This window comes from Lysinibacillus fusiformis, from assembly GCF_003049525.1.
Taxonomy (GTDB): domain Bacteria; phylum Bacillota; class Bacilli; order Bacillales_A; family Planococcaceae; genus Lysinibacillus; species Lysinibacillus fusiformis.
On record NZ_PYWL01000004.1, the window covers coordinates 216,583 to 243,461 of the forward strand.

Genomic DNA, 26,879 nt, shown 5'->3' on the forward strand with positions numbered 1-26,879 from the left:
AGGGGGGGTGAGGGCTTTGAAGGTATATTCGTTAAGTGGACCGAGTGGCACAGGAAAAAGCACTAGTGCTCTATCTTTTGCCCATAAAATTGGCGTACAGGCGATTATCGATGATGGATTACTCATTGTCAATGGCGTGAGAGTCGCAGGAGTTTCTGCCAAATTTGAAAAAAATACAATTACCGCTGTTAGGCGTGCCATTTTTACGGATCAAGAGCATCGTGATGCCGTAAAGAAAGCGCTAGCGACCCACCGAGTGGAATCTATTTTACTTATAGGGACGTCAACGAAAATGACAAACAGTATTGCAAAGCAGCTGGAGCTAGGGGCTATCGAGCATTATTATGCTGTGGAAGATGTTCGTTCCTTTAAGGACATTCAAAAAGCTCGTTTTATTCGTCAAACGCAAGGGAAGCATGTCATGCCAATCCCTTATCGACAAGTTGAGCAAAACTTCTTTAAGCGACTGGTGCTAAAGGGAATGGAGATTTTTTCAACAAAACGTGAAAAGATAGGGGAAACAACCATTGTTCGTCCTGATTTTCAACGGGAGTATATTGAGATTAGTCATCATGTGTATGTCCAACTACTTACGTATTGCTGTCAACAGCAAGATTTTGTGCAAAAGGTGGAGCAAGTCCAATTCGTGCTAGGTGAACATGTCCAAGCTATATTGTCCCTACAGGTAAGGCTACCGATCGATTATCCGTTGGCAGAACGATTATATAACTTACAACATGCAGTTCAGACAGAGTTTTATGAGCATTTTGGCTATGAATTGGATGCTATCCATGTTCATGCTAAATCCGGAATACAGAAGAGAAAGTCATAAAAAACAGGTACTCCCGTCGCGATAGGGCGAGAAGAGTACCTGTTTTTTATTTAGGTTGACGCGTAAACAGTGGCTGGCGTTTTTCAACAAATGCTCGGCAACCCTCTGCAAAATCATTGCCGACAAATGGCATGGAGCCTTGCCATAAGGCTGGAACACTATCCAGGCATTCTTGGACAGATTGCTTTACTGCCAGTAAGGATTCAGGAGACATCCCCGCCACAAGCTTACCCATGCGGATCATGTATTTATTTAAATCCTTTTCTGCTACAAGATAATTGAGCATCCCAAGCTTGTAAGCTTCCTCTGCTTTAAACATTCTTCCTGTGAATACTAAATCCTTGGTTGTAGCAGGGCCGACAAGCTGTACTAAACGCTGTGCAAATTTATTATTTAAGGTGATCCCCAATTTACCAACAGGAATGCCGAGTTTGGCTTTATCGGAGCCAATACGGATGTCGCAGGCTAACGCTAATTCCAACCCAGCCCCCATGGCAGGCCCATTAATCACACCAATTGTAGGAATCGGCAAACGCTCAATAGTGGAAATGGTCTTTTCCATATGTATAAACGCCTCCTCAGCCTTGTCGAGAGAGATGGCATTAAATTCTTTAATGTCAGAGCCAGCAGTGAAATTTTGTCCAGAGCCGCGTAGAATAAGGACTTTATTTTTAGGATTATCTAATACTTGTAGGGCAATTTTTGCTAATTGGTCCCACATATTTGCGGTTAATGCATTTTTCGCTTGTGGTCGATGGATCGTAATAATTGCTAGCCCAGCAGTTTCTTGATAAATAATTTTTGCATCTTCTGCTTCCAGTCGAGTCGTCTTTACTTGCATTTTAGAGAACCCCCTAATTTGTTTATACCTTTATTATATAGTACAAAGAACGATAAACACGAAATTATACGAATTTTCATATAAAATTGCGTTGTTATACAAAAATAGGTGGAATAATAGCATTGTTCTACAACAAAGGAACGCAATTTACTATTGTAAGAAAGCAAAAGGTATGAGAAACTAAAAGTCGAACATTTGTTTCTTAATTATGCAAGAAGCATTTGAAGGATGGGAGCGGGTATGAACCTTGACTACAGATTATCCGACACTATAAGTTAATATTAAAAATAAGAACATACGCACCGAATATATAGTAAAATGAAGATAATTACCGCTCAGCAAACAAGGAGGGATCGAATGATCACACTCAAGGACGCGTGGAACAGATATATTTTGCTGTTGCAGTCATTAAAGAAAAGTGCAGCAACGATGAAGCAGTACAATATGGACGGGCAGCATTTTTTATCCTTCGCCCATGAAAAAAATTACTTGTATGTTGATCACCAATTTCAAGAGTTATTACAAATTTATTGTCACGATATAAAGGAAACCTATAGCAATATCAATACGTTTAATCATAAAATAGCAACAATGCGCGGCTTTGTAGACTTTATTTTCTTACGAGAATGGATGGAGCCCTTTGATTATCAACATATTTTACAGCCGAGAAAAAGGCAAAAAGAGGCGTTACAAGTACTTACAAATAAGCAAATCGGGCAAATGACTAATGTTTGGCCAACTTATTTTCAATATGCAAAAACAGCAGAGCATGCATGGCTGGCGAGGCGGAATGGTTGTATTGTTCAAGTTTTGATGGAAACAGGTTGTAAGCCAGCAGAGCTTGTACGTATGAAATGGTCGCATTTCCAAAGGGAAAAATCAACTCTTTTTATTGCCAATCGGAACGGACGCCGTGAGGTAAAGTGTTCGCCCTTACTTATGGACATGCTAGGACATTATAAGGAAGAAACAGAATCCATGCATGACAAAAAGGTAGAGGAATGGGTGTGGGTGAGTGAGGCAAGCATGACAAAGCCGATTACGACGAAGACAGTAGAACGTATTTTTCAAACGATGTCTAAACATATTGGAAAAAACGTCAGAGCTACCGATTTACGTTATACCGTTATGCAAAGGGCGTTTCAGGAAGAGAAGACGCTGGAACATATTCAGCAAGAAATGGGCTATGTTCGCAAATGGGTACTAACAGAAAGACAACAGCGCTTTGAATAAAAAAATGTGCAGCAATTGCGTATGTCACCATTCCTGCACATGTCATTATTTCTTATAAGTGATTCAATGCTTTGACACTTACTTTTACGGTTAAATCATGCTTGCCTCCTGAATAAACCCCTTCAACAGGGCTTATATCACTATAATCTCGACCAATACACAAAATAATATGGTTTTCTAATACTTCCACATTATTTGTAGGATCAAGACCAATCCAGCCAATACCAGGTATCATTACTTCTACCCAAGCATGTGTTGCAATATCGCCGACGAGAGCTGAATTTTCATCGACATATAAATACCCACTAACATAACGTGCTGGAATTCCTTTAGAGCGCAATACACCTAGCATAACATGAGTGAAATCCTGGCATACGCCGCGTTTTAGGGCAAATGCCTCACTGGCTGTTGTACCCACATCTGTTGCTGAAGGATCATATTCAAAGCTAGAGTATAAGTATTGCATTAAATTAAGCGAAAAGAGCACAGGATTTTCAGCATGGCCAATTGCATGAAAAACTTCCTCCAGCTGTTGTTCTGTCATATACGTAAAATGAGTTGTTTTTAAATAGGGAAGATAATGTTCATAAAATAGCTGTGAGTGAAAAATAGTCTGCATTTCGGGCGAATATTGAATGCGGTGAATAAATGGCGCACGCTGGATACTGACAATCGACGATGTATGAATTTCTAGTACTTGATGCTGCTCAGGAATATAAAATGAACCTACTGTATTTCCCCAAATATCCGTATGCTCACGGGTAAGAGAGGATGGAGTAATTGCAATTCGATAGGATAACAAGCGTTGACGCTCATCACTCCGCGGCTTTAAACGAATCGTATTTAAGCTTTGATCGACTTCAGACTCATACTGAAAAATATTTGTATGTTGAATTTCAAATTTCATTGTGTCCGCTTCCTTCTGCTTACTGACTTGCCTGTTGAAAGGGAGCTGTGATGGATTCCTTTCAAGGTTGTATGCTGGGTTCATATAAATGATAGATTGTCGAGAATGTTTCGCTAAAGGCAATCCATTGACTCAATCTTTCCTCCATTATTGTGATGGCTTCCTCAACGCTCATTGACCAAAAATCATGATGATCGATTGCTAGGACGAAGCTTTTGATGGTCGAATGAAGCGTTAAACATCTTGACGACAAAGGATCATGCTCGATGGACTTGAGAGCTTCTTCTAATTTTTTCAGACAAAACATGATCGAGCAAGGAAAATGTTCATCCTGCAATAAATATCGAATGACCATTAAGAGATTGGTTTGGCGGTGCTTCTGCAAAAATGTTTCCTTTGCGGCAGCAAGCTCCAATAGAAATGTACCATCCATTTCATGAAGGGATGGTCCTGTTATTTTCTGTTGTTCGAGAATAATTAACGTCATCCGCATTGTTTTTTCAGCTCTTTCCAGCCATTTCCCAATCTGCATGAAATAAAAGGGGAGATCCCGATCCATCGTGCCCTCAATTAATCCAGTCACCATCCACAACGTCTTCCGAACTTCCTGTAAAAAAGCTTGAAGATCAATTAATGGGATAGGCCGATCCATTGTTAGTATGTCCTGTTGCTTAGTTAAATAAAAGGCATTTTGTATTTCCCATAGCTCAGCAGGTATACGATCTCTCGTAACTCGGGCATTTTCTCGAATGGCGCGTAATGTAGTATGGAGAGAGTTGCCGTTTGTCTCAGAAAACAGAAGATAATCAATTAATGGGTTAACACGTATAGCTGTATAATTGGCTAAATACTCCTCCTTTGAGGCACAAATATTTAATACAGCCTCCCAATGATCAATATAATCATGTTCTTGCCCAGATTGCTCCAACATATTCAACAGCTGTACCTGTAATATATGTGTATTGGTTTGTGTGCGTTCACTATACCGTGCCATCCAAAATAACGCGTCGGCTACTCGACTCAGCATGCTTCAACTCCTCCTTTAAGATCCATGTGTCCTTAGCACCACCACCCTGTGATGAATTGACCACAAGTGAACCTTCTTGTAAGGCCACTCGTGATAATCCACCTGGCAATACATAACAATCCTCACCCTTCATGGCATACACACGTAAATCCACATGGCAAGGATAGAATCGTCCATTTTGAAAGGATGGCGCTCTAGACAACTTGATAGTTGGCTGGGCAATATATTGACATGGATGCATCATAATTTTGTCCTTAAATAAAGTAATTTCATCCTCACTTGCATGGGGACCAATCAGCATATCATAGCCCCCGGATGCACTCACATTTTTTATGACTAGCTCCTGAATATGCTCCAGTACCCACGCTCGCTGTTGCTCATCTTCTAAATGATAGGTTTTCACATTCGGTAATATTGGCTCTTCCTGTAGGTAATAACGAATCATTTCAGGGACATAGGCATACATCGCTTTATCATCTGCCACGCCATTGCCAACAGCATTTAAAATGGCCACATTGCCTGCTTGGTAAACTGCCATTAAATGAGGGACACCCAATAAAGAGTCCTCACGGAATGCAACCGGATCTAAAAAATCATCATCGATACGGCGATAGATAATATCAATTTGCTGTAAACCATAGATGGTTTTCATATAAACCTTTAAATCCTGTACGACTAAATCGCGGCCTTCCACCAGTTGAATACTTAAATGCTGAGCTAAAAATAAGTGATCATAATAGGCAGAGTTGTACATTCCTGCTGTTAGTAGCACAGCTTTTGGTTCTCGCCCTTCATCCATAGTAGATGGGCGGTGGGCAAGCAGTGCTTTTTTCATGTTAGCCATCTGCTTATCAAGTGATAAAATGGTATGCTTGGAAAAAAATTCTGGATACACTTCCTTCATGACGTCACGGTTTTCAAACACATAAGAAATACCAGAAGGGTTCCGTAAATTGTCTTCCAGCACGAAATAGTCACCTTTTTCATCCCGTATTAAATCAATACCTGCTAAAAATATATGATTAGCAATTGGAACCTTAAGTCTCAGCATGATTGGCGAGAAATATGGATTCTTTTCTACCAGCTGTCTAGGGATATAACCATCACGGATTATTTTTTGTTCAGCATACACATCCTGTAAAAATAAATTCAGTGCTTCCACACGTTGTTTGACACCTTCCTCAATAATTGCCCATTGTGTTTGAGGAATAATGATAGGGACGCAATCAAAGGGCATGGTCCTTTCGGTTCCATCTTGTGCACCATAGACCGTAAAAGTAATTCCTTGTCTGAGAAAGCTTGCTTGGGCTTGACGATATTTCTCTTCGAGTTGCTCCTGCGAAAAAATGGATAGCTTATGATGAAAAGATCGATAATGGGGCTTCGGTTGATTGCCATCAAACATTTCATCGAAAAACAGACTAGAATCATATAAATTCATCATATGGATCCCTCCGAATTTGAGTAGTAATAAAAACATGGTACACTGTGAGTAAATACATAAAAGGAGCTAACATTCATGACAATCATTAATCTAATGCAAGCTTATGAACTTGATAAACTTTCTAAATTAAATTTTTCAGACGAGGAGATCTTACGTGCTTTACGGGCGGGGGATGTATCAGCTTGGCAGGAACAAGTACCAAACTATGAATTTAGTGAAACAATGGCACTTTTTCAGGATGGCGAACAAGAGTTCTTAGATGCGTTACATGGCCATTATCGAATCAAGTATGTAACATTGCCTGGCATCCAACGTTTATTGCACCTGCGCTTTAACCTAGAAGAAGGGGTAGATTACCAAATTTTAGAAACTGGTATCCAACATTTGATGTGTGATGAGGAAACGGTCACAAAACTACAGCAAATGTTATCGACGAACTGGTCTCTTACAAAACAAGCTGATCAGAAATACTCGGTTTTTGTAAAATAATCAATTTTTCCAAATAATACCATGCGTGTTGTGAGACGAATCGACATGGGTAGTTACCCACCTTTCTGTTTTTCGAGTCGCCTCACAAAGCAATAGAAGTATACTAGATTTTAATATTCATCGAACGTCAACTTTATACCTAAAAACCAAAAACTGTCACAATTCTTTTCTTATTTAGTAGAAGGTCCTCTATATAAAAAGGGGATCTTTTTTTATTTGTATATATCGAACATATGTTTCTTTAGTATAGAAAAGTAGCTTGTTTTTTCAATAAAGTTCCCAAATTTATATTTGGGAACGTTTTTTATGGTAAAATAGAGCAAATAGAGGTGATTGTGATGCAAAAATCAAAACAACCAAAAATCATGAAGGACTTTCTTGTATATTTAACAACCATCAAAGGAAAGTCCCAGCGCACAAGAAAAGAATACGAATATGATTTGACTTTATTTTTCCGTTTCCATACAGCTGTCCAGGAGGATCTGGATATAGAAAATTTAGCAGTCATTGATATTGCCACCATTACAATAGAAGAAATTCGAGATATTACACTGGAGGACCTTTATTACTTTATGGAGTATTGTGAGGTACAGCGTGGAAATTCTGCAGCTTCAAGGGCACGGAAGGTTGCGACATTAAAATCCTTTTTCAAATACTTAAAAGGGAAACGGCGACTAATTGAGGAAAACCCAGCAGAGGAATTAGAAACACCGAAAATTGGTCGAAAAAGACCCATCTATATGAATTTTCAAGAAGCTACACAATTTATAGATGGCATACCTGCTAATCAGGCATCGCCAAGAAATTATTGTATGATGATGTTTTTCTTAAACTTAGGAATTCGTGTGACAGAGCTATGCCAGCTTAATATTACCTCTATACAAGGACGTCATTTAACCGTTGTCGGGAAGGGCAATAAGGAGCGTACTGTTTACTTGAATGATAGCTGCATGCAGGCACTAGCAGACTATGAGAATAGTGGGAAAACACCATATAAAGGAAACGGAGATGAGCCTCTTTTTGTCTCCCAAAAGGGAACACGTTTTACACGGCAAACTGTTGCTAAAATCGTGAAGCGTATTAATCAGCAATCAGGTCTTCAAAAGGAGCGACTTACACCACATAAGCTGCGCCATACTTCGGCAACAATGATGTATAAGGCTGGTGCTGATATTAGGAGCTTACAGCATATTTTAGGGCATTCAAGTGTAGCAACCACTCAAATTTATACACATATTGAGGATGAACAGTTACAGCAGGTTTTAGAAAACAATCCATTTAATATGGTGCATGAAAGATGATTTTCACCTATCTCTGTCGAATATAAAGGTATAACGAATGAAGGGGGTAGCGTATGATTATACTTGCAAAGGATCAATTTGATGCCACAAGAGAGCAATTACTTCAGGAAATTAATCATTTAAGTGATACCGAATTTAATGACAAGCCAGATGCACAAAATTGGAGTATAGCACAAATTTGTCATCATTTGATTTTAGTAGAGGAAGCTACAAAGAAGGCTGTTACATGGGGCTTACAATCACAGGAACAATCGTCTCCTGAACGAAAGGATATGCAGCTGTTGTTAGACCGTACACGAAAATTTCAAGCGCCAAGCATAGTGGAGCCTTCGGAAGATCCTTTCCATGTTCAAAAGATGGTGGAATTGCTAGCAACAACAAGAGAAGAATTTCTTGGGTTTTTAGAAACCCTTGAGGACGCTGATGCTTTAGCAAAGCGCACTATGAAGCATCCAGCTCTTGGTGAATGTCCACTAGATCAATGGATTGAGCAAATTTATCTCCATGAGCAACGTCATATCCTGCAAATTCAGGAAATAAAAAATAGCTGGCAACAGGCATCAAATTAATTTGAAAACCCATCTATCCATTCAACAGATAGATGGGTTGTTTTTTGCGATTGATCATTGATCAGGAAGCTTTTGTATAAGGTCTGAATAAATGTCCATCTTCATTTTCTTTTCTAAAAAATGTCCGGTCTTGTCAGTGTAAATAGCTTTAGCTGTACCGTCCTCATACTCAGTAAAAAGCACATTTCCATAGTTATAGGGTTCCAGGATGGGATCAGTATCTAAACTCATATCGGGTGAAATATTCCCTGCGGCTATAGATGGCACTCTTCGCTCACGGAAAAGCTGTCCAATGGCAATGGCCTGACCTTTTTTAATTTCCACAAATGTAAATATACCATCGAGTAAATAATATACATCTGCTCGACCGATAGGAAAGGTATAACTGTGTAAGCGATGTCCATCAAATGTGCCTAGTGTTTTAAAATCAGCCTTAATAGGTAGAGCAATAGCAGCTTTGCGCGCTGCTTGAAGATCCTCCTGCTCCCATATAGACGAATCAAACGAATAGTCTTTGGCATTAATGAAAACGAATTGACGAATGGGTTCAAAATATATGTCGTATCCCAAAGATTCAGAGACAAATCTGAGAGGAACAAGGATACGGCCTTCGCGATTTTGCGCAGGCACCTCCATTTGTACATCTTGTCCATTGTTAGAGGCGGAATGGCTATTGGCAGTGATTTTTAAGTAATCGCCATTTTTATTTTGCACGGTTGTCATTTTAGTTTTAGCATTAAAACTATAGGAAAGTCCAAGTGATGCAAGGGCACGGATGGGAACGAAAAGATGATGGCGGTCCATTAGTGGATGTATATCCAGCTTGATAAATTCACCATTGACAACAACTTCGATTGGCCTATTCTCTACTGCTGGCTTTGCTAGAGGCGCTGCAAATACAGGGGTATTGGCTATCATTCCCCAACCTACTATTAAAATAATTCCTGCTAGGATGTTCTTCATATTGTGTATTTCCCTCCGTTCTAAAATTTATTTTCCATTGAATACCAAAAACTCCATATTTTGGGCGTTTATAAGCGCTTGCAAAGCGATGCAAGCGTTTATGATTTTTTCTGTCATAAGCACTTGACGTCCATCATAATCTGTTATATATTAAATAAAAATAAAAACAACTGTTATAAAACAGATTCGACTAAGGAGGAATTTTTAATGTCAAAGTATCGAGATGGATATGAATTTTATTGTGAAATGTGTGAGCGTTATGGATTAGAACCAATTTCTTTCCGCTATTATGTATTACAGTTATCCCAGAAGCAACTTTCCGCTTATAATATGCAAGCAAAACAATTAGGGATTTAAAAGAATATGGAGATGACGGAAGCCGACGCGAATATTTTATGAAAAGCCCAGCCATACTAAGTAAAATGGACTGGGCTTTCATCTTTCTAAAAAAAGATTTCGGAAAATTCGTTGATTTATAAAGTAGAGATGTAACGATATTATACGTACAAGGAAAAGTAGTTCAAGTGAAAGGGAGAAATAAAGATGACTGATTATCGAGAAGGCTATGAATATTATCGACATATGTGTGAGGAGCATGGATTAGAGCCCATCAATTTTCACTATTATATTTTAAATTTATCACAAGAGCAGTTAAATGCTTATAATGAGCATGCTAAAACATCTGGAGGATCAATAGAATATGGGGTCTCCTAGCTATTAAAATGCCTTACTGCTGCTTATGAGTGACAGTAAGGCATTTTGTTTGATCATTTTTACAATCTGATAAATTTATAAGTTATTAGTATTTTGTATTTAATGGAGAAATAGCCTAAGGAAAATACTATCAATAGTACAAAAGTATTCAAAAATCTTAAGATTAGACATTTTAGAGTGTTAATAATAACTAATATTTGTATTTTATATCAAAAACTATCCCAACCTTGACTTGAATGATTTCATATTTGGGTTGAATTAACTGCTTTTCTAAGACTATAATATAATTACAGAAAAAAGGGCGATATACCACAACTTTATACCTCGCTGTAAAATAAAGCAAAAGTACCAAACCCTTCATATTTTAATGAATGGAGAATGAAAATGATGAATGTCACGCCGAGTAGTAATCAAATGAACTACAGTCTTAAAGAATTGCAAGATATTTTTTCCGCTATGAATAGTTCCATTATTGTGGCAATTACAGATCGTACCGGAAAAATTACTTTTGTTAATGATCATTTTTGTAAAATTTCGAAGTATACGCGTGAAGAATTAGTAGGCCAAGATCACCGTTTACTGAACTCAGGCTATCATCCTAAATCTTTCTTTAGAGAGATGTGGAGAACAATCGGTAATGGTGAGATGTGGAATGGCGAGGTTTGCAATCGTGCAAAAGATGGCAGTTTATATTGGGTGAAGACTACTATTTTCCCATTCCTCGATGAGCGGGGAAAGCCTTATCAGTATATCGCAATACGCGTCGATATTACAGCGCAAAAGGATATTAAAAAAATTACCCACATAGCCTATCACGATGAATTAACAGGGCTACCAAATCGTCGTAAATTAGAACAGCGTTTAGAAAATGAATTCCATCAATCTCGACGTACAGGAGAAAAGTTTGCGTTATTTTTCATTGATGTGAATCGTTTTAAACACATAAACGATGGGCTTGGCCATATTATCGGTGATATGTTTTTAGTGGAAATGTCCAATCGTTTACGGAATATTGATTATACCTCTAATTCTTTCTATCGTCACAATAGTGATGAATTTGTCATGATTTTAAATGATGTCAATCGTATAGAGGAAATGGCCAAGGAAATTATTAGTGTCTTTAATGAAAGCTTTGTAGTAGATAACTATGAATTTTATGCAAGTATTAGTATAGGCATTAGTATTTTCCCAGATCACGCAAACACTGTAGAAGAATTACTGAAAAATGCTGATATTGCGATGTATGCTGCTAAATCTACGCGAGGAAATCAATATCGCCTCTACCGTGACAATATGGATGAAGCGAACGATAAATGGCTTTTACTAGAAACAAAATTACATCAAGCTTTAAAAAAGGATCTTTTAGAATTACATTACCAGCCTAAAATTGACTTAAAAACAGACACAATTATTGGTATGGAAGCATTATTGCGCTGGTATGATCCCGAATTGGGGCATATCCCGCCAGATCGGTTTATTCCATTTGCTGAAGAATGTGGACTAATTAATGATATTGGTGTATGGGTGCTAGGTAAAGCCTGTGCACAAGCTAAACTTTGGAATGAATCACATAATCTCAGATTACGAGTAGCTGTTAATATTTCACCGATTCATATAAGTACTTCAGGCTTTGTAGATATGGTGAAGGGAGTCATTGCGGGAACAGGCATTGACCCACATTTATTAGAAATTGAAATTACAGAAATGAGCATGCTAGATTATACAGAAGATTTAATTAATACGATTAATCAATTGCGCGCGCTTGGAATTACGATTTCATTAGATGATTTTGGGACAGGCTATTCATCTTTAAATTACTTAAAAAAATTCCCTGTGGATGTACTTAAAATTGATCGTGCTTTCGTTCGTGATATCGTACCTGAAAAATCAGGTATTGCGATGATTTCCGCCATGATTTCTTTAGCTCATGCGCTCAACCTACAAGTAGTTGCGGAAGGTGTCGAGGAAGAAGCTGAATTAAACGTACTTCGTGAGCATGGCTGTGAGTATGTTCAAGGCTATTATTTTAGTAAGCCTCTTTCTGTAGAGGATTTTACAAATTTAATCGTCCAGTCGTTCACTAATAGTTCCAGTTATTAATTGCTATTTATGAATGATTTTGCTAAAGTGAGAGATAATATAAATTACAATTTGATGATGTGACCAAGTAAGTAAGAATAGTGAAACAGAAAATATAGCATTTGCTGAGAGCTATATCACCGCTTCTTTACTGAACACCTACCACGGAGAAGTTATGAAAAACATAACCGAGTCGTTTTCGTTACTAAACGCTAGAGGGTTTTAAGCATTAGCTTAAAGCTAAATTCAAGGTGGTACCACGTCGGGTCCAGCACAAAGACGTCCTTTATACAAGGACAGCTTTGTGCTTTTTTTATTCATCAAATAGAATACTTACAAAAAATGGAGGTAAGCACAATGTCAAAACAACTAGAGGATTTTTCAAAATGGTATATCGAAACCATTCAAAAAGCAGATTTAATGGATTATACGCCAGTTCGTGGTTGCATCGCCTTTAAACCAGATGGCTACGAAATTTGGGAGCATATACAGGAGGCAATGGATCGTCGTTTTAAAGATACAGGCCATCGAAATGCCTATTTTCCTATGCTAATTCCTGAATCCTTTTTCCAAAAGGAAAAGGATCATATTGAAGGGTTCTCACCTGAGCTTCCTTGGGTGACAGAAGCAGCAGGTGAAAAATTAGAAGAACGCTTAGCACTTCGTCCCACATCTGAAACAATGATTGGCCATCTTTATTCAAATTGGATTAAAAGCTACCGTGACCTACCAGTTCTCATTAATCAATGGGCCAATGTTTTCCGTTGGGAAAAGAAAACATTGCCTTTCATTCGTACCTCAGAATTCCTTTGGCAGGAAGGGCATACGGCTCATGTGGATGAGGAAGATGCACGTAAAGAAACGATGCAAATGCTTGAGATTTATAAAGAAGTGGTGGAACAAGTTCTAGCAATTCCAGTTTATGATGGACAAAAAACGCCATCAGAACGTTTTGCAGGAGCAGTCGATACGTATTCGATTGAGGCAATGATGAAAAATGGGAAGGCTGTGCAAGCAGGTACGTCTCATTATTTAGGAACAAAATTTGCAGAAGCCTTTAACATAAAATATTTAAATAAAGCCAATCAACACGAATATGTACACACAACATCTTGGGGGACATCCACACGTTTAATTGGTTCTGTCATTATGGTGCACGGGGATGAGCAAGGATTAGTTTTACCTCCACGAATTGCTCCAACTCAAGTGGTCTTAATTCCAGTAGGACCTTGGAAAAAGAATCCCCAAATTATGGAGCAGCTGGATGCGATTTTTGCGGCATTAAAAGCGAAGGGGATTCGCGTACGACTGGATGATTCAGACCAATCGCCAGGATTTAAGTTTAATGAATGGGAGCTAAAAGGAGTGCCTGTTCGTATTGAATTAGGCCCACGTGATCTTGAAAATAATCAAGCTTTACTGAAAGCACGTGATGAGGATGACAAACAGACGATTGAATTATCAACTATTGTGGCAGCCATTGAGGAAGAATTAACGACGATGCAAACACGTTTACTTGAGAAGGCTCGTCGATTCAGAGAGGCACATACTCATTCAACAATTGATACACTGCCACAGTTACAGCAGCACATTGAAATAGCTAAGGAAAACGGCACTATTCCAGGTTGGATACTTGCTGGGTGGTGTGGGGAAGATGTGTGCGAGGAAAAAGTGAAGGAAGAAACGAAATACACGACTCGCAATATTCCATTCAATCCACCAACAACAAAAACGACTTGTATTTGCTGTGGAAATGAAGCAAAACATACCGTTTGGTTTGCCCAAGCATATTAATAATACGTACACGAACCCCTGAGCGAAAACTCAGGGGTTTTGTTCTTTTATTTGAAATAGCTTCCCAAACGCTCCAACGTATGAATCTCAGCATATGGCTGGATAGCAGTGTCATTTTTGCGCATGTCTGGATTAAGCCAGACGCCCTTTATATGGGCCTGTTGGCACCCATCAATATCCTTTTCTAAGTCATCCCCAACAAAAAGAGTTTCCTCTGGATTGACATCAAGTCTTTTTAAGGCCACTTCAAAGATACGCTTATCTGGTTTACTAAATCCCACTTCCTCAGAAATAATGACCGTATCAAAACAGCGATCTAAATTTGTGTAGGCTATTTTAGCTTTTTGTCTTTCTACAGAGCCATTTGTAATTATGCCCACTTTCACTTGCTGCTTTATACGATGAATGAACGTTATCGTATCCGGATGAACAGCAAAACATTGAGGGAAGTGAAGATTCCAAAAGTCTTGAATAGCATGGTTCGGCATGCCGTTTTGCGGCGGAAATTCATCAAAAAATGATGCGATAACATCGGTTTTATCATGCTGACCAAAGTATTTTCCATCATATACTTTAAATTGTTGTCGCATTTCATTTTCTAACGTATGATCGACATCCCTGTAACACATTTTTACTAGCTTGAAAAACAATCTATCAACTGCCTCATCTCTATTAAGTAAGGTGTTATCTAAATCAAATAACATTGCTTTAAAACCGTTCAACGAAGTCACGACCTATCATCTTATTAATGAAGCTTTCCTTTAATAAATAGGTATCGATAATATCTATTGCTTTCTTGACGGTATTAGATGGCAACGCATCTAAAGAAAAATAGGCTAGCTGTAAACTCTCACCATCAACCATTGCAAGCTGTCCATCTATTTGATCTGCCATAAAGACGGCCGTTACCCCATAAACTTCATCTCCATTTGGATAGTGAAAATAATCCTGCTGACCAGATAGCATCGTTATCAAACGAAGTTGGGAAGTATGTAGGCCAGTTTCCTCAAACAGTTCACGTCTAGCGGTATCCTCTAAACTTTCACCAGGCTCCATCGCTCCTCCAGGTAAACCCCACATTTTTATATCTGAGCGTAGCTGGAGAAGAATTTGTTTCTTGTCATTCAAGACAATGACCGTTGAACCTACCAAAATAAGAGGCATTGTCCCAACCTGTTGTCTTAGTGCTTTTACATAATCACTCATAACATTCCTCCTTTTTCCATCAACCGTTACCTATACCTTAACATAAATATCCAGATTCTTAGCATGCTTGTGATAAAATAAAGGGGTGATATCCTACATCTCTATCATGTAAAATAATCAATAACCTAGGTGAAAGAAGCCAATTTATTAGCGACTATCTAATAAGAGTGCAAGAAGGATTGATCTTCATGGACAGTAAAAGGAGATATAGAAATGACAGAAACAACTGGCTGGAAAAATAATGCGAAAAATCATCCATTCATCGCTTCATTTAGTGGGGGAAAGGATAGTGTATTAGCTTTATATAAAGCATCACAGGTGGGACGAGCGATAGGTCTGATTGTCATGCTGGAGGAGGAAGGGAAACGTTCTCGATCACACGGTATGCCACCTGAGCTTATACAGGCTCAAGCCGATTCTATTGGATTGCCAGTCTATACGGCTGGGGCAAGTTGGACGGATTATGAACATGTATTTATCGAACTTTTAAAAAATGCGAAAAATCTAGGGGCAGAGGTGTTAGTTACGGGCGATTTAGATATGCCTGCACACGGCTGCTGGCATGATGAGGTGACGAAAAAAGCTGGATTAAAGCTTGGCATGCCGTTATGGGAGATGAATCATCGGGATGCTGTTGATGAGTTTATTCGCTTAGGGTTTGTTACGATGGTGGTGACAGTTAATCTGTTATTAGGCATGACAGAAGAGGATTTAGGACGAGTACTTACCCCTGATTATATTAAAGAACTGGAAGAACGTAATATCGACCCTTGTGGAGAAGGGGGAGAATTCCATACAACAGTGATTGATGGACCTCTTTTCCAATATCCCATCAAGGTTCGTACATGTTCTATTATTCGAGATGGGGAATATGCATTTTTACCATTAGAACTTGCTTAAAAATAACCTAAAAACATCGATGGATGCCTGTTCTATGGCTTGTCTAAAGCAGAATATCCATAGACAATCATCATAAATACAAGCACAAAGGAGCTCACCTTTGTGTTTTTTGTATTTATAAGTATAAAATCCAAAGCAAAATGTCCAAAATAATAATTGACTAGACACTAAACGGTGTCTTATAATTAGGACACCATTTAGTGTCCTAATAGAAAGGGTGGTGGTTTTGAATAACAATCATCAAGAGCGTGACGTGTATGTAGCCATTGCTGACCCTACAAGACGCCAATTGATTAATTTATTAGCTAAGGCAGATGAGTTACCGCTTCACGAATTAACGGCTCACTTTGATATGGGACGTACTGCCGTGTCAAAACATTTAACTATCCTGAAAGACGCAGGTCTTGTGATCGCTCGAAAAGAGGGTAGGGAAACAAGATATAGGCTAAATGCGGCTCCATTGAAAGAAATACAAGATTGGATATCGATATACGAAGATTTTTGGAAAGCAAGAATTTCAAAATTACATTTATTATTGGGGGAAGACAAATGAAACCAGATGTAGCATTAGATTTTAAATTTACAAGTTCCATCGAGCAAGTATGGCATGCCTTAACTGATTCGGACACACTTGCAAAATGGATTTGGAGCAATGATTTTCAGCCGATTGTTGGCCATAAATTCCAGTTCCGAGCTGAGCCAAATGAATGGTGGGATGGTATTGTCGATTGTGAGGTACTTGAAATTGAAGAGCCACACAAACTATCTTACACTTGGACAAGTGCGGGTGAAACAACAACCGTAACATGGACATTAACACAAGCATCTGATGGGACAACTCAGTTACATCTCGATCAAGGTGGATTTAGTGAAGAAACAAAAGCTCGTCAAGGAGCAATTGAAGGAGCTAAATACGCTTGGACTAACATGGGTAGTCAGCTTGAAAAAGTATTAGCCTAGTAATTGAATCAACCTTTATGAAAAAGAGCGCAATTCCTTCAAATGAATTGTGTTCTTTCATTTTCTGAAGGTTGCTCTTCATAGGTAAATATAGTGTCCTTTTGAAAAATAGTAAACACGGAAGGAAAACAGAATGAAGATTAATCAACTTATTGCCAACAATATTAACCGTTTAAATGTCGTCTTACCCGAAGATCTATCCCTTGGCATTGCAGGCTTGTCTGGGTCAGGGAAAACTACTTTTTGTCAAACAATAGGGGAAGAATCCAAAAAACGTCTTGTTTCTTTATTACCTAAAGCTGAATATCAATATTTGTTTCCAGCGATTATGGAAACGAATTTTAGTGCCATTAAAATGGAGGATATGCCATTAGTTCTTTTTCTAGGGAAATCATCCATTTCTACGAATCCACGTTCAACAATCGGTACGCATACAGGTGTATTTAAGGAAATACGTGATCGATTAGCCGAAGAGTTTCTTTTATCTCCAGAAGTTTTCTCCTTCAATAATGCACTAGGCTGGTGTCCGACGTGTAAAGGGCGTGGGACGACGAAAAATGTTGAATGTAAAAAATGTCAGGGGAAGCGCTATAGCGAGGAAGTAGAACAGCACCATCTAACAGTAAGAGGTGGACAATATAGTATTTCGGATATCCATCAATTAAGTGTCGAAACGATCTATTCCTTATCAGCGGAATTAAAGATTAGTGAAGAGAAACAACATATTCTTCAAAATATTATCCAGATGAATATTGGCTATTTAACATTAAATCGTATTATGGGCACATTATCAGGTGGAGAATTAACAAGGCTGTATTTAGCTGAGTTTATGGCAACAAGCGAAAATACGGTAATTATTGTTGATGAAATCTCCGTAGGTCTTGACCATGATACACTCTTGAAAATTTTAGAGCAAATTCAACGACTTGGCTCTAAAAATCAAATTTGGCTCATTGATCATTCGGATACGGTTTTAGATACAGCAGATAAGCATCAATTCTTTGGACCAGGGAGTGGAAAATACGGAGGAAAAATCGTAGAGGAATCTCCTCGACCACAGGCTATCTATTGGGAACGTAGTCAGCTAAAACCAAAGACCTTCTATCAATTCCGTGACCTACATTGCCGCAATATCCAGATAGACGAGATAGAAATTCCACAAAATCAACTTGTCACCTTCACAGGAGAGTCTGGCTGTGGAAAATCAACACTAGTTAATGAGTGTATTGCAATGGATTTTGTAAAGCGCTATCCAAAAGATAAATTAGTGATGGTTGGGCAAGATCGAAATCAATCGATTACAAGCCGATCCACTGTTGCGACATTTCTTGATATTAAAAAGAAATTGACCAAATATAGTGAGGAAATCGATGATATTTTTCAACGCTCGATTGAAGATATTATCGAGGAACTCCCAAAGGAAGATATTGCTCATAAACGTTTAAGCTTGCTCATCAAACTTGGTCTAGGCTATTTAACGCTGGAAAGAAAAACACAAACTCTATCAACCGGTGAATTCCAATGTGTGCATTTAGTGTCAGAGCTGTTCGCCAATACGAGAAATCCTCATACACTGTTTATTTTTGATGAGCCTTCTAAAGGATTATCACAAAATATTTTAAACCAATTTATTGATAGTATTAGGGATATTCTGAAAGATGATTCAATCACCATTGTCATGATTGAGCATAATGCCTACATGCTTGAAAGCTCTGATTATATTGTAGACTTTGGTAAAAGACAGCAGGGGCCAGTGACACATCTTGATGTAGTGGATCATGAAGCATATTTTAAACAATCGCACCATACGAAAAGCACCACTGACCTAAAAATCACATCTACATTAGCATCGAAAAAGGGTATTCATTACTTACAAGACAATCCTATTCGCTATTTTAAACATGCCGAAAATATATACAAAGGTGGCATCTTAAAAAGCCTCTCATCAATGGCCCGTCTAATTTACGGTGAATATGAATCGAATAAGATTGCGCCTGTCATTGCGATTGATCTTGAAAGACATTTATACAGCCAATATAGTTTTCTATATGAAATAGGTGGTCTCATCAATCATATTGTGGCTGCTCATCCGACGAATAAGGATACGAGAAGCTTTGATTTCTTTAGCCAAGAAAATCATTGTCCTAGCTGTTCGGGTCGATTACAGATTGAAGAGTTCGATTTTGATTTAGTCATTCAACATAAAAATGTGCCATTCTGGGACGGTTTATTGTATCCAGAGGTGATGGATGTTCTTAAATACTACCAACATTCAAAATTAGCATTCCTTTTTGAAGAGATCAAAAATGAACTGGGTCAAGACATCAGTAAGAGCTATAATGATATGACTGAAGATGAAAAGCATACATTTTTATATGGTTATTGGGACAAATCATTTTATGATAAAGCAACAAAATCCTCGAAAAAATGGGAAGGCTTTAATTTTATTATTGGCCGTTATATGGTCATCTCTAAATCCATCATTAAAGAGCAAATGAAGGAAACAAGAGAGATGGTCCCTTGCCCAATTTGTCATGGCTCTGTCCTTAATCACCAAAAGAAATTACGCTTTGGTGACACGGATATTCGAGAAATAATCCGTCAACCGATTGATGAGGTCATCAAACTAGTAGGCGATTTACCACAGCTTGACAAAATCAAAGCCATTGTAGGCAGTGATATGTCATTGATACAGGATGTTTCATTACTGCCAAGAGAAGCGCAAGTATCGCTGAAAATGCTGGAATTAGAGCTTGCCAGCTTTGTTGGCTACGAGATTGTTCTGCAAAACACATTACCATTCTGGGATAAAATCAAAGATAATATTGCTGCCATCAGCCGTAAAAACCAAGTAACAATTTGTGATTTCCCGAATATTTATGAAACGAGAGACACCATCATTGATCAATATTTTACGAATGGTAAATATAAAAAACTGACGTATGTTTATGAAGCTTTCGGCTATAAAAAAATAGTGACGCAAATCAATAAAGTGAAAGGGAGTCATCCATGTCCATTCTGTAAGGGGAAAAAGGTTCTAACGGAGGATGGACTACATGACGGTGTCTATAAATTAACGGTTCCATGTGTTAGCTGTGGTGCAACTGGTATTAATGATGAGGGCCAAAAGGCAATTATCGAAGACATTGACGTACATACATGGCTAACGGGTATCGTCAGTGATGTTGTAACGGAAGGAAACCACTTGGAAGCAGTGGCGCAAATTCCTATTTTCAATCGTATTAGAGAGTTAAATAAGCAAGAAATGATGGCGGTTTATCAGTTCCTTGAACATAATCGTTAAAGTATTCGTTTCGAAGCCCATTTGCCAATTGCAAATGGGTTTTTTATGTACTAATTTTTCCAAAAAAGTAAACAATCAGTGTCGTCTTTGACCGAGTAACCGTACAATAAGAATAGGTAAATTGGCAGTAACAGGGAGGCTTTTGTTTGAAGAAAAAGGTGTTATTATTCGGAGACATTGGCATCGACGATACGATAGCATTGATTTATGCAAGATTACACAAAGAAATCGAAATCGTTGGGTTAATTGCTGATTATGGAAATGTCTCAAGAAAAGATGCTGTATCTAATATTTATTATGTCATGAAATTATTTGATTTTCCCGAGGGAATTCCCGTTATTTTAGGAGCAGAGATTCCTCTAACTGGCGAACAGCCAACATTTTATCCAGAAATACATGGAGAGCATGGGCTTGGTCCCATTATTCCGAACGAAGATCATGAAATAAAAATTGAAAACTTTTTGGAAATCGTTCGAATTATCGAGAAATATAAGGATGATGAGCTAATCATTGTTAATATTGGGCGTCTTACATCACTAGCGACCATGTTTATTCTTTATAATCAGCTCATGCAACATGTGAAGGAATTTTATATTATGGGTGGGGCTTTTTGGGTGCCAGGTAATGTTACGACCGTAGCAGAAGCAAACTTTCATGGGGACCCATTTGCGGCAAATATTGTGCTCACCTATGCAAAAAATGTCACAATTATTCCATTGAATGCTACACAGAAGGCTATTGTTACGCCTGGGATGGTTGATTATATAGACTCATTTGGCAAGACAAAAATCCTCAAACCTCTAATGGAATACTATACAAAATTTTATCAGGAACGGGACCCGTCACTACTAGGTAGCCCCGTCCATGATGCGTTAACGCTAATGGCAACGATTTATCCTGAGATGTTCATTTATGAATATTACCCTGTAACGGTCATTGAGAAATTAGATGGACCTGCTAGAGGGCAGAGCATTGCTGAAACACGACCATTTGAAAATGTAAATAACGGAGAAAAAAAACATCGTATTGCATTTGATATACACTATGACATGTTCTTCCATCATTTTATAACCATTATGACAGGCCATGATGGGCAATAGCTTATTCAAAAACACCGTCTCTTAAGACCACAAAATCAACATTCACATTTACTTTCATATCTTTATACATTTCATGCCATTTGTCTTTTGTTAAATTGGAATGTCTCACAACGCTTCTATATTTCTCACCAAAGCCAAAAATATCGGATTCCACATCCTGACTATGAGCAATGACTCTTGCTATTTCCTTCGACAATTTTTTTTCGATGGCTTTTTCAAGGGCTGCCACGCTTTCTCGGTCACCTTGATTAATATCTGGAAATACTTCTAATACCCTTGATTTGATTTTAATGTTTAAATCGAACTCAGGAGTTTTTGCATCAATTAATTTCATCTCTCTATTAGAGTGGATGGCATCAAAAGCAACAGTTATTTTATCCGCAGGTTTATGGAGTAATTGAGGTGGAATATCTTCTTTCTCCAAAATGGTTTCATATAAACCTACTTTAAACGTATCTCTGACAATTTTTACATAAAAGCTATCTTTTGCTGGAAGCGTACTAACCATTTTGCCACCTTTAAAGAGAGCCACGCCACTTAGCTCCACAAACTCACCATCTCTTTTGATGGTAGGCATAGCTAAATCTCGTCCAATGGAATAATAATCATGAGCAATCTGATGAAGTGTCGCTGAAATCATATATTCCTGTTTCACATTTTGCTCGATTAACCTGAATACATGCTGACCAATATCCTCAATATTTTTGTATTCGTAATTCAGAAATGGTGCTGCTTTACCTTCCACTACGGCCATATAAATACCGTTGCTGACGCTTGCATTTTCTAGACTAGTATCAATATAATAACGTAAATCTTCTTTTGCTAATTCTTCACCAAACAAAATAACCCTCATTTGACCGACCATTATTTTTTTAGAAAGCTTCCTGTTTGCTTCCATACGATTTCCTTTACTCGTTTCATTTTCTGTCGTCAAAACTTCCACTTTGCTTTGGAACTCTGGATTGACTTCACGAATAACGGCTGTCGCAGCTATTTTGCTTTCTGTTCCTACATCGTAGCCAACTAGTGTGGTTAATCCTACTTTATCCAATACATTCGTTTGAGCACACCCATATAAAAAAATCAATGACAGAAAAACAATAAAAGAGCATCTAAGCTTGTTCATTTTTGGGCACCTTCTTTGATGAAAACTTCTTTTTTAATATAGCCAAGATCCATAACAAAATAGGGTAAATAAAAATAACGTAAAATGCTATATTGCCAAATACGGTGTTAATCGTATTGATTTCTGTACGGGTTTGAATGATCATTGTGAAAATGAAAACGATGATGGAAAATATCCAAACAAATGTCGTGGCCCGTATTTTAACTAATCGAATGACCCCGCGATAAGCAGCCCATAAGTATAGACATAGATTCGGTATAATAATGAGCATCCAAAAACAAACAGCTATAAATTCAAACCGCTCTATAAAAGGGAAGCTAATAAAACTAAACAATGTTAATGTTGCCCAAATTGTTTTTAGTAATTTTCCCTCACTGTAATAAGCAATGGACACCATCATGACTACAACATAAATCAATGTTGTAAACAACAGCCCTAAATGAACAGGCTTGCGGATATTTTTTTTGTCCTTTACAAAGGGATAAATAACATTTAAGATTTCGAAGCCGATAATGGTAAAGGTCATGGAATGGGCACCCTTTAAAATGGAACGAATATCGTTTTCAAAAATTGGAAATAAACTTTCCGCAGAGGCATACTTCATTGGAAAGGCTAGCATCGGTAAAATCCATAGGGATAGTATGATGCTGAAAAAAGATACACCGACTATGACTCGAAGCCCACCTGTAAAGGCATAAATAATAATGATTAATAAAGTAGCTGACAGAAACCATGTTCCAATACTAGGGAAAATCCATGCGTGGATCACTTCAATGTAATTACGCAAAACAGAAAAAAAGGCGACGGTGCAATAAGTGACATACAAAGCATTTAAAAAATTGCCAATCCATTTTCCGAAAATATCTTGTTGAATACCATATAGATCATTGGAGCCGTAAATCTCTAAAGTTTTAATCATACAAAATGTGACGATATGTGTAGCAATACCTGCTATAAGAACTGAAATCCATGCATCCTGCCTTGCATCTTGATAGATAATACGTTGAAATCCCTGTATGCCGACCCCAATTTGAGCGCCGTGCACGACAAAAAAGAGCAAATAAGCGTTAATCATCTCTTTCGGGTTAAGTTGTATAGGATTATTCATTTATTTCACCTTCAGTTCAACCTTTTTCCGGTTTTATTGGCTCAGGCTCGAATTTATTTTTATCCTTTGGTCTTGTTAACGCAGGTCTTTTCGCTGTATATGGAATAGGCATTCTAATAATACTATCCCTCATTTCTTTCAATCTTGGTGGATAGAAAGGAGACATATACGGAGCACCCAAGCTTGATTGACGTAAAAGATGAATAAGAATAAAGCAAAAAGCTAGCATGATGCCATAAAAACCCCAAAAGCCTGCAAGGATAATGATTGGGAAACGAATCAAACGAATGACATTGCCCATCATATAGCTCGGTGAAGTGAAGGATGCCAGTGCACTTAAAGCAATGATAATTAATAAAATATTACTCGTAATACCTGCCTGCACAGCTGCTGTTCCGATTACGATACCGCCAACGATACCAATAGTTTGTCCAATTTTAGTTGGTAGCCTTGCTCCAGCTTCTCGGAGTAATTCAATAATAAACTCTAATAATAATGCCTCGAATATAGGTGGGAAAGGAACCAATGCTCTAGACTCACTTAATGGCACTAAAAAGGCTTGCGGAATGACTTCATAATGAAAAGTTAAAGCCGCCACGTAAAAAGGTGTTAAATAGACGGATAAAAAGAAGGCAGTAAGTCGTAATAAACGAAGAAAGGTAGCAATTTGCCATCGTAAGTTTTGATCTTCCTGGCTTTGAAAAAACTCAGTAAATGCTTGCGGGCAAATGATGGCCATCGAGCTACCATCCACTAAAACACCCATTTTGCCATCTAATATCGCATCACAAAATCTATCTGGCCTTTCCGTCAGCAGAATATGGGGGAATACTGACAATGAATTATCATCAATCATTTCTGCTAAAACGGCGCTATCAAGTAGCTCATCAATATACAGATTCGTAATTCGTTGGCGCATTGTATTGACCATTTGCTCATTAGCAATGCCATTCATATATAGTAGTGAGACCGAGGTATTGGTACGCGTGCCGATTTTTAGTTTTTCATTACAAAGATCAGGACTTACTATGTAGCGACGGATCAAAGAAATATTGGTAGTTAAACTTTCATTAAACCCAACCTGTGTCCCAATTACTTGTGATTCATTTTCTGGTGCCGATAATGATCTGGATTCTCGAGTAGCGATATTGCCAATAAGAACTTGGGAGCAGCCGTCTATATGAATAACGACAGATCCATTGACCATCGATTCTACTGTTTCCTGTAGTAGATTGGATGTTACAATTTCGGGGATAGAAAGAGTTACCTCAATGGCTTCTAGTGTTTCTTGAGGATTATTTAGCAAATTTGCGATAATGTCATTGTTCAATGTCTGATCATCGACTAAATTATCTATATAAATAAGGGTAACATTCGGTGGGATTGCCTTAATGATTAAATCTGCTGCGTTATTCGTCGCGTTTCGAATCGACTGAATAAAATGATCCGTTGTCGGGGCGATCCTTACAAGACTTTCTTTTTCTTTTGGTGCCTCTTCGAAGGAGTGTGGTTGATTTTTATTGAAAGGTAGTTTAAATTTCATGCTGAATTGTAGGCTCCCTTCATAGTTAACTTCGATTATAGATTTAACATTTGAAGGATATTCTATACTTATTTCATGCTTTTTCAGTCTAAACATTGTCAGCAACATTTAACAGAAAGTGGTAAGATTAGTGTATTCTTAAAAACAGAAGGGAGATTAGACATTTATGCTAAAACTTATTATCGCAAATTAAATTCCCATGAATTTAATAAAAGGGCTATTCTATCATGTTTGAAACATGATAGGTCTATTTAGTATTGCCCTTTTGCGATAACGTAGAGAAGCATAATTTTGTCTGATCCATATAAACAGATACTATCGTAGCCACTAAAGTGGTTAACGTTGTTTTCTGTATATAAGCAAAGACTTTATGAGGTTTCCTCATAGAGTCTTTTTCTGTTTTTAGGAGGTGATCATTCCAATAATAATGATGTATGAATAGATAAAATCGGAGGGAATAAACATGGAAAAGTACAAATTAGTTAGCGATTATCGTCATGATGATCGATTAAAGGAAAGCTTTAATGATTTAGCGATAAAAACGTTTGGGTTGGATTTTCGATATTGGTATAACAAAGGGTATTGGAACGACCAATATATTCCTTATTCATTTGTTCAAGAAGGAAAAGTCATTGCGAATGCTTCTGTTTATAAAATGTCGATTCGCATAAACGGCGAGCAATTAAAGGGGATTCAGATTGGTACGGTGATGACCGATGAACATTATCGTCATCAAGGCTTGGCAAAGCAGCTGATGCTGCATATCATGAAAGAGTACGAAGGAGCCTGTGATTTCATGTATCTCTTTGCCAACGAAACGGTACTAGATTTTTATCCGAAGTTTGGCTTTACTCGTATACATGAAAGTGAATTCAGCTTAGACCTTACAGCAAGTCCTATTCAACGACAGCAGACCAGCGTCCAACAGCTGACAGTTGAGCAAGATTTAGCACTCCTTGAGGATTATGCAAAAAATCGATATAACCATTCAAGTATGATTGCTGTTGAGCAAAATGAAAGTTTATTAATGTTTTATTGTACGTTAGTTTTCCCGCATGCCATTTATTATTTAGAAGAATTAGAAACAATAGTGTTCATGGAGGAAGAGGAGGGGGTGTTAAATATTTTTGATATCATCTCCTTACAGCCCATTCATATAGAGGAGTTGTTGGCCAATATTGTGAAAGATTCTACCCAAAAAGTGGTGTTTTATTTCACGCCGGAGTTTACCTTGAATGGCATGACCGCGACCATCCAACCTAATGATGACGACGCTTTATTTGTTCTTTCAAAAAAGGCGATTCTGCAAGGGAATTTCATGTTCCCTTTAACTTCGCATTGTTAATGGGAAGAGGTTGAAACAAACAATGCGCAAGCCTGTACCTTAAAAAGTACGGGCTATTTTTACAACTTTTAATGTTTTGTCAAATAACTGTAAC

The 26,879-nt window shown here is 37.9% G+C and carries 25 protein-coding genes; 15 read left to right on the plus strand and 10 right to left on the minus strand.

Translation table 11 applies throughout. From position 1 onward, the window contains the following. Positions 1–16: 16 nt before the first annotated feature. Positions 17–832, plus strand: a complete 816-nt coding sequence (locus C9J29_RS12320) for an ATP-binding protein (RefSeq protein WP_008177645.1) — start codon at positions 17–19, stop codon at positions 830–832. A 46-nt stretch (positions 833–878) separates the two neighbouring features. On the opposite strand, the gene C9J29_RS12325 is transcribed toward C9J29_RS12320, so the two are convergent. Beyond that, positions 879–1,673 carry an enoyl-CoA hydratase/isomerase family protein gene (locus C9J29_RS12325; RefSeq protein ID WP_107922244.1) on the minus strand — a complete coding sequence of 265 codons (795 nt, stop codon included), beginning with the start codon at positions 1,671–1,673 and terminating at the stop codon, positions 879–881. 357 nt (positions 1,674–2,030) lie between these two features. On the opposite strand from C9J29_RS12325, the gene C9J29_RS12330 reads away from it, so the two are divergent. Beyond that, positions 2,031–2,906, plus strand: coding sequence for a tyrosine-type recombinase/integrase (locus C9J29_RS12330; RefSeq protein ID WP_107922245.1), 876 nt, complete (start codon positions 2,031–2,033; stop codon positions 2,904–2,906). 52 nt (positions 2,907–2,958) lie between these two features. Here the strand turns inward: C9J29_RS12330 and C9J29_RS12335 are convergent, their stop codons facing one another. The 3 genes from C9J29_RS12335 to C9J29_RS12345 all read right to left on the minus strand — a co-directional run bounded on the left by C9J29_RS12335 (position 2,959) and on the right by C9J29_RS12345 (position 6,284). Further along, positions 2,959–3,813, minus strand: coding sequence for a transglutaminase family protein (locus tag C9J29_RS12335; protein WP_008177642.1), 855 nt, complete (start codon positions 3,811–3,813; stop codon positions 2,959–2,961). Between the two features lie 61 nt (positions 3,814–3,874). Further along, a complete protein-coding gene (locus tag C9J29_RS12340; protein WP_083796498.1) occupies positions 3,875–4,840 on the minus strand; it encodes an alpha-E domain-containing protein in 966 nt (321 codons plus the stop codon). Then, complete coding sequence (locus tag C9J29_RS12345) at positions 4,794–6,284, minus strand: circularly permuted type 2 ATP-grasp protein (protein WP_107922246.1); 1,491 nt, start codon at positions 6,282–6,284, stop codon at positions 4,794–4,796. Before C9J29_RS12345 ends, C9J29_RS12340 begins: the two co-directional genes overlap by 47 nt. 75 nt (positions 6,285–6,359) lie before the next feature. Here C9J29_RS12345 and C9J29_RS12350 point away from each other — a divergent pair, with 75 nt between their 5' ends. From C9J29_RS12350 to C9J29_RS12360, 3 genes are all read left to right on the plus strand, one after another. Further along, positions 6,360–6,773, plus strand: coding sequence for a hypothetical protein (locus C9J29_RS12350; protein WP_107922247.1), 414 nt, complete (start codon positions 6,360–6,362; stop codon positions 6,771–6,773). A 338-nt stretch (positions 6,774–7,111) separates the two neighbouring features. Next, entirely contained in the window at positions 7,112–8,074 is a 963-nt protein-coding gene (locus tag C9J29_RS12355; protein WP_043990366.1) for a tyrosine recombinase XerC, read from the plus strand. Positions 8,075–8,127: 53 nt separating this feature from the next. Next, positions 8,128–8,643, plus strand: coding sequence for a DinB family protein (locus C9J29_RS12360; RefSeq protein WP_090001526.1), 516 nt, complete (start codon positions 8,128–8,130; stop codon positions 8,641–8,643). A gap of 54 nt (positions 8,644–8,697) precedes the next feature. On the opposite strand, the gene C9J29_RS12365 is transcribed toward C9J29_RS12360, so the two are convergent. Further along, positions 8,698–9,606 carry a copper amine oxidase N-terminal domain-containing protein gene (locus C9J29_RS12365; protein WP_107922248.1) on the minus strand — a complete coding sequence of 303 codons (909 nt, stop codon included), beginning with the start codon at positions 9,604–9,606 and terminating at the stop codon, positions 8,698–8,700. 207 nt (positions 9,607–9,813) lie between these two features. Here C9J29_RS12365 and C9J29_RS12370 point away from each other — a divergent pair, with 207 nt between their 5' ends. From C9J29_RS12370 to proS, 4 genes are all read left to right on the plus strand, one after another. After that, positions 9,814–9,963, plus strand: coding sequence for a hypothetical protein (locus C9J29_RS12370; RefSeq protein ID WP_008177633.1), 150 nt, complete (start codon positions 9,814–9,816; stop codon positions 9,961–9,963). Positions 9,964–10,149: 186 nt separating this feature from the next. Then, positions 10,150–10,320 carry a transcriptional regulator gene (locus tag C9J29_RS12375; protein ID WP_090001522.1) on the plus strand — a complete coding sequence of 57 codons (171 nt, stop codon included), beginning with the start codon at positions 10,150–10,152 and terminating at the stop codon, positions 10,318–10,320. Positions 10,321–10,704: 384 nt separating this feature from the next. Next, positions 10,705–12,420 carry a putative bifunctional diguanylate cyclase/phosphodiesterase gene (locus C9J29_RS12380; protein WP_237068830.1) on the plus strand — a complete coding sequence of 572 codons (1,716 nt, stop codon included), beginning with the start codon at positions 10,705–10,707 and terminating at the stop codon, positions 12,418–12,420. 336 nt (positions 12,421–12,756) lie between these two features. After that, positions 12,757–14,193, plus strand: coding sequence for a proline--tRNA ligase (proS, locus tag C9J29_RS12385; RefSeq protein WP_043990353.1), 1,437 nt, complete (start codon positions 12,757–12,759; stop codon positions 14,191–14,193). Between the two features lie 47 nt (positions 14,194–14,240). Here proS and C9J29_RS12390 read toward each other — a convergent pair whose 3' ends face one another. Next, positions 14,241–14,897: an HAD family hydrolase gene (locus C9J29_RS12390; RefSeq protein ID WP_115648600.1), complete on the minus strand. Its 657-nt coding sequence runs from the start codon at positions 14,895–14,897 to the stop codon at positions 14,241–14,243. 4 nt (positions 14,898–14,901) lie between these two features. After that, complete coding sequence (locus C9J29_RS12395; protein WP_107922250.1) at positions 14,902–15,399, minus strand: NUDIX hydrolase; 498 nt, start codon at positions 15,397–15,399, stop codon at positions 14,902–14,904. Between the two features lie 213 nt (positions 15,400–15,612). On the opposite strand from C9J29_RS12395, the gene C9J29_RS12400 reads away from it, so the two are divergent. From C9J29_RS12400 to C9J29_RS12420, 5 genes are all read left to right on the plus strand, one after another. Next, complete coding sequence (locus C9J29_RS12400; protein WP_089986537.1) at positions 15,613–16,299, plus strand: Dph6-related ATP pyrophosphatase; 687 nt, start codon at positions 15,613–15,615, stop codon at positions 16,297–16,299. 226 nt (positions 16,300–16,525) lie between these two features. Continuing rightward, complete coding sequence (locus C9J29_RS12405; protein WP_036125832.1) at positions 16,526–16,852, plus strand: ArsR/SmtB family transcription factor; 327 nt, start codon at positions 16,526–16,528, stop codon at positions 16,850–16,852. Further along, positions 16,849–17,259, plus strand: coding sequence for an SRPBCC family protein (locus C9J29_RS12410; protein WP_008177618.1), 411 nt, complete (start codon positions 16,849–16,851; stop codon positions 17,257–17,259). The genes C9J29_RS12405 and C9J29_RS12410 overlap by 4 nt, the downstream gene beginning before the upstream one ends. Before the next feature lie 133 nt (positions 17,260–17,392). Next, the gene (locus tag C9J29_RS12415) at positions 17,393–20,563 is read left to right on the plus strand and encodes an ATP-binding cassette domain-containing protein (RefSeq protein ID WP_107922251.1); all 3,171 of its coding nucleotides are present in this window, start codon (positions 17,393–17,395) and stop codon (positions 20,561–20,563) included. A gap of 146 nt (positions 20,564–20,709) precedes the next feature. Next, complete coding sequence (locus C9J29_RS12420) at positions 20,710–21,663, plus strand: nucleoside hydrolase (RefSeq protein WP_107922252.1); 954 nt, start codon at positions 20,710–20,712, stop codon at positions 21,661–21,663. Between the two features lies 1 nt (position 21,664). Here C9J29_RS12420 and C9J29_RS12425 read toward each other — a convergent pair whose 3' ends face one another. Genes C9J29_RS12425 through C9J29_RS12435 form a run of 3 tightly spaced genes read right to left on the minus strand, consistent with a single transcriptional unit; the run spans position 21,665 to position 25,440 of the window. After that, a complete protein-coding gene (locus C9J29_RS12425) occupies positions 21,665–22,789 on the minus strand; it encodes a Ger(x)C family spore germination protein (RefSeq protein ID WP_043990350.1) in 1,125 nt (374 codons plus the stop codon). Continuing rightward, positions 22,776–23,897, minus strand: a complete 1,122-nt coding sequence (locus tag C9J29_RS12430; protein ID WP_008177611.1) for a GerAB/ArcD/ProY family transporter — start codon at positions 23,895–23,897, stop codon at positions 22,776–22,778. Before C9J29_RS12430 ends, C9J29_RS12425 begins: the two co-directional genes overlap by 14 nt. A gap of 16 nt (positions 23,898–23,913) precedes the next feature. Then, positions 23,914–25,440, minus strand: a complete 1,527-nt coding sequence (locus C9J29_RS12435) for a spore germination protein (protein ID WP_107922253.1) — start codon at positions 25,438–25,440, stop codon at positions 23,914–23,916. Between the two features lie 463 nt (positions 25,441–25,903). Between C9J29_RS12435 and C9J29_RS12440 the strand changes: the two genes are divergently transcribed. Continuing rightward, positions 25,904–26,785, plus strand: a complete 882-nt coding sequence (locus C9J29_RS12440) for a GNAT family N-acetyltransferase (protein ID WP_107922254.1) — start codon at positions 25,904–25,906, stop codon at positions 26,783–26,785. The last annotated feature ends 94 nt before the right edge of the window (positions 26,786–26,879 follow it).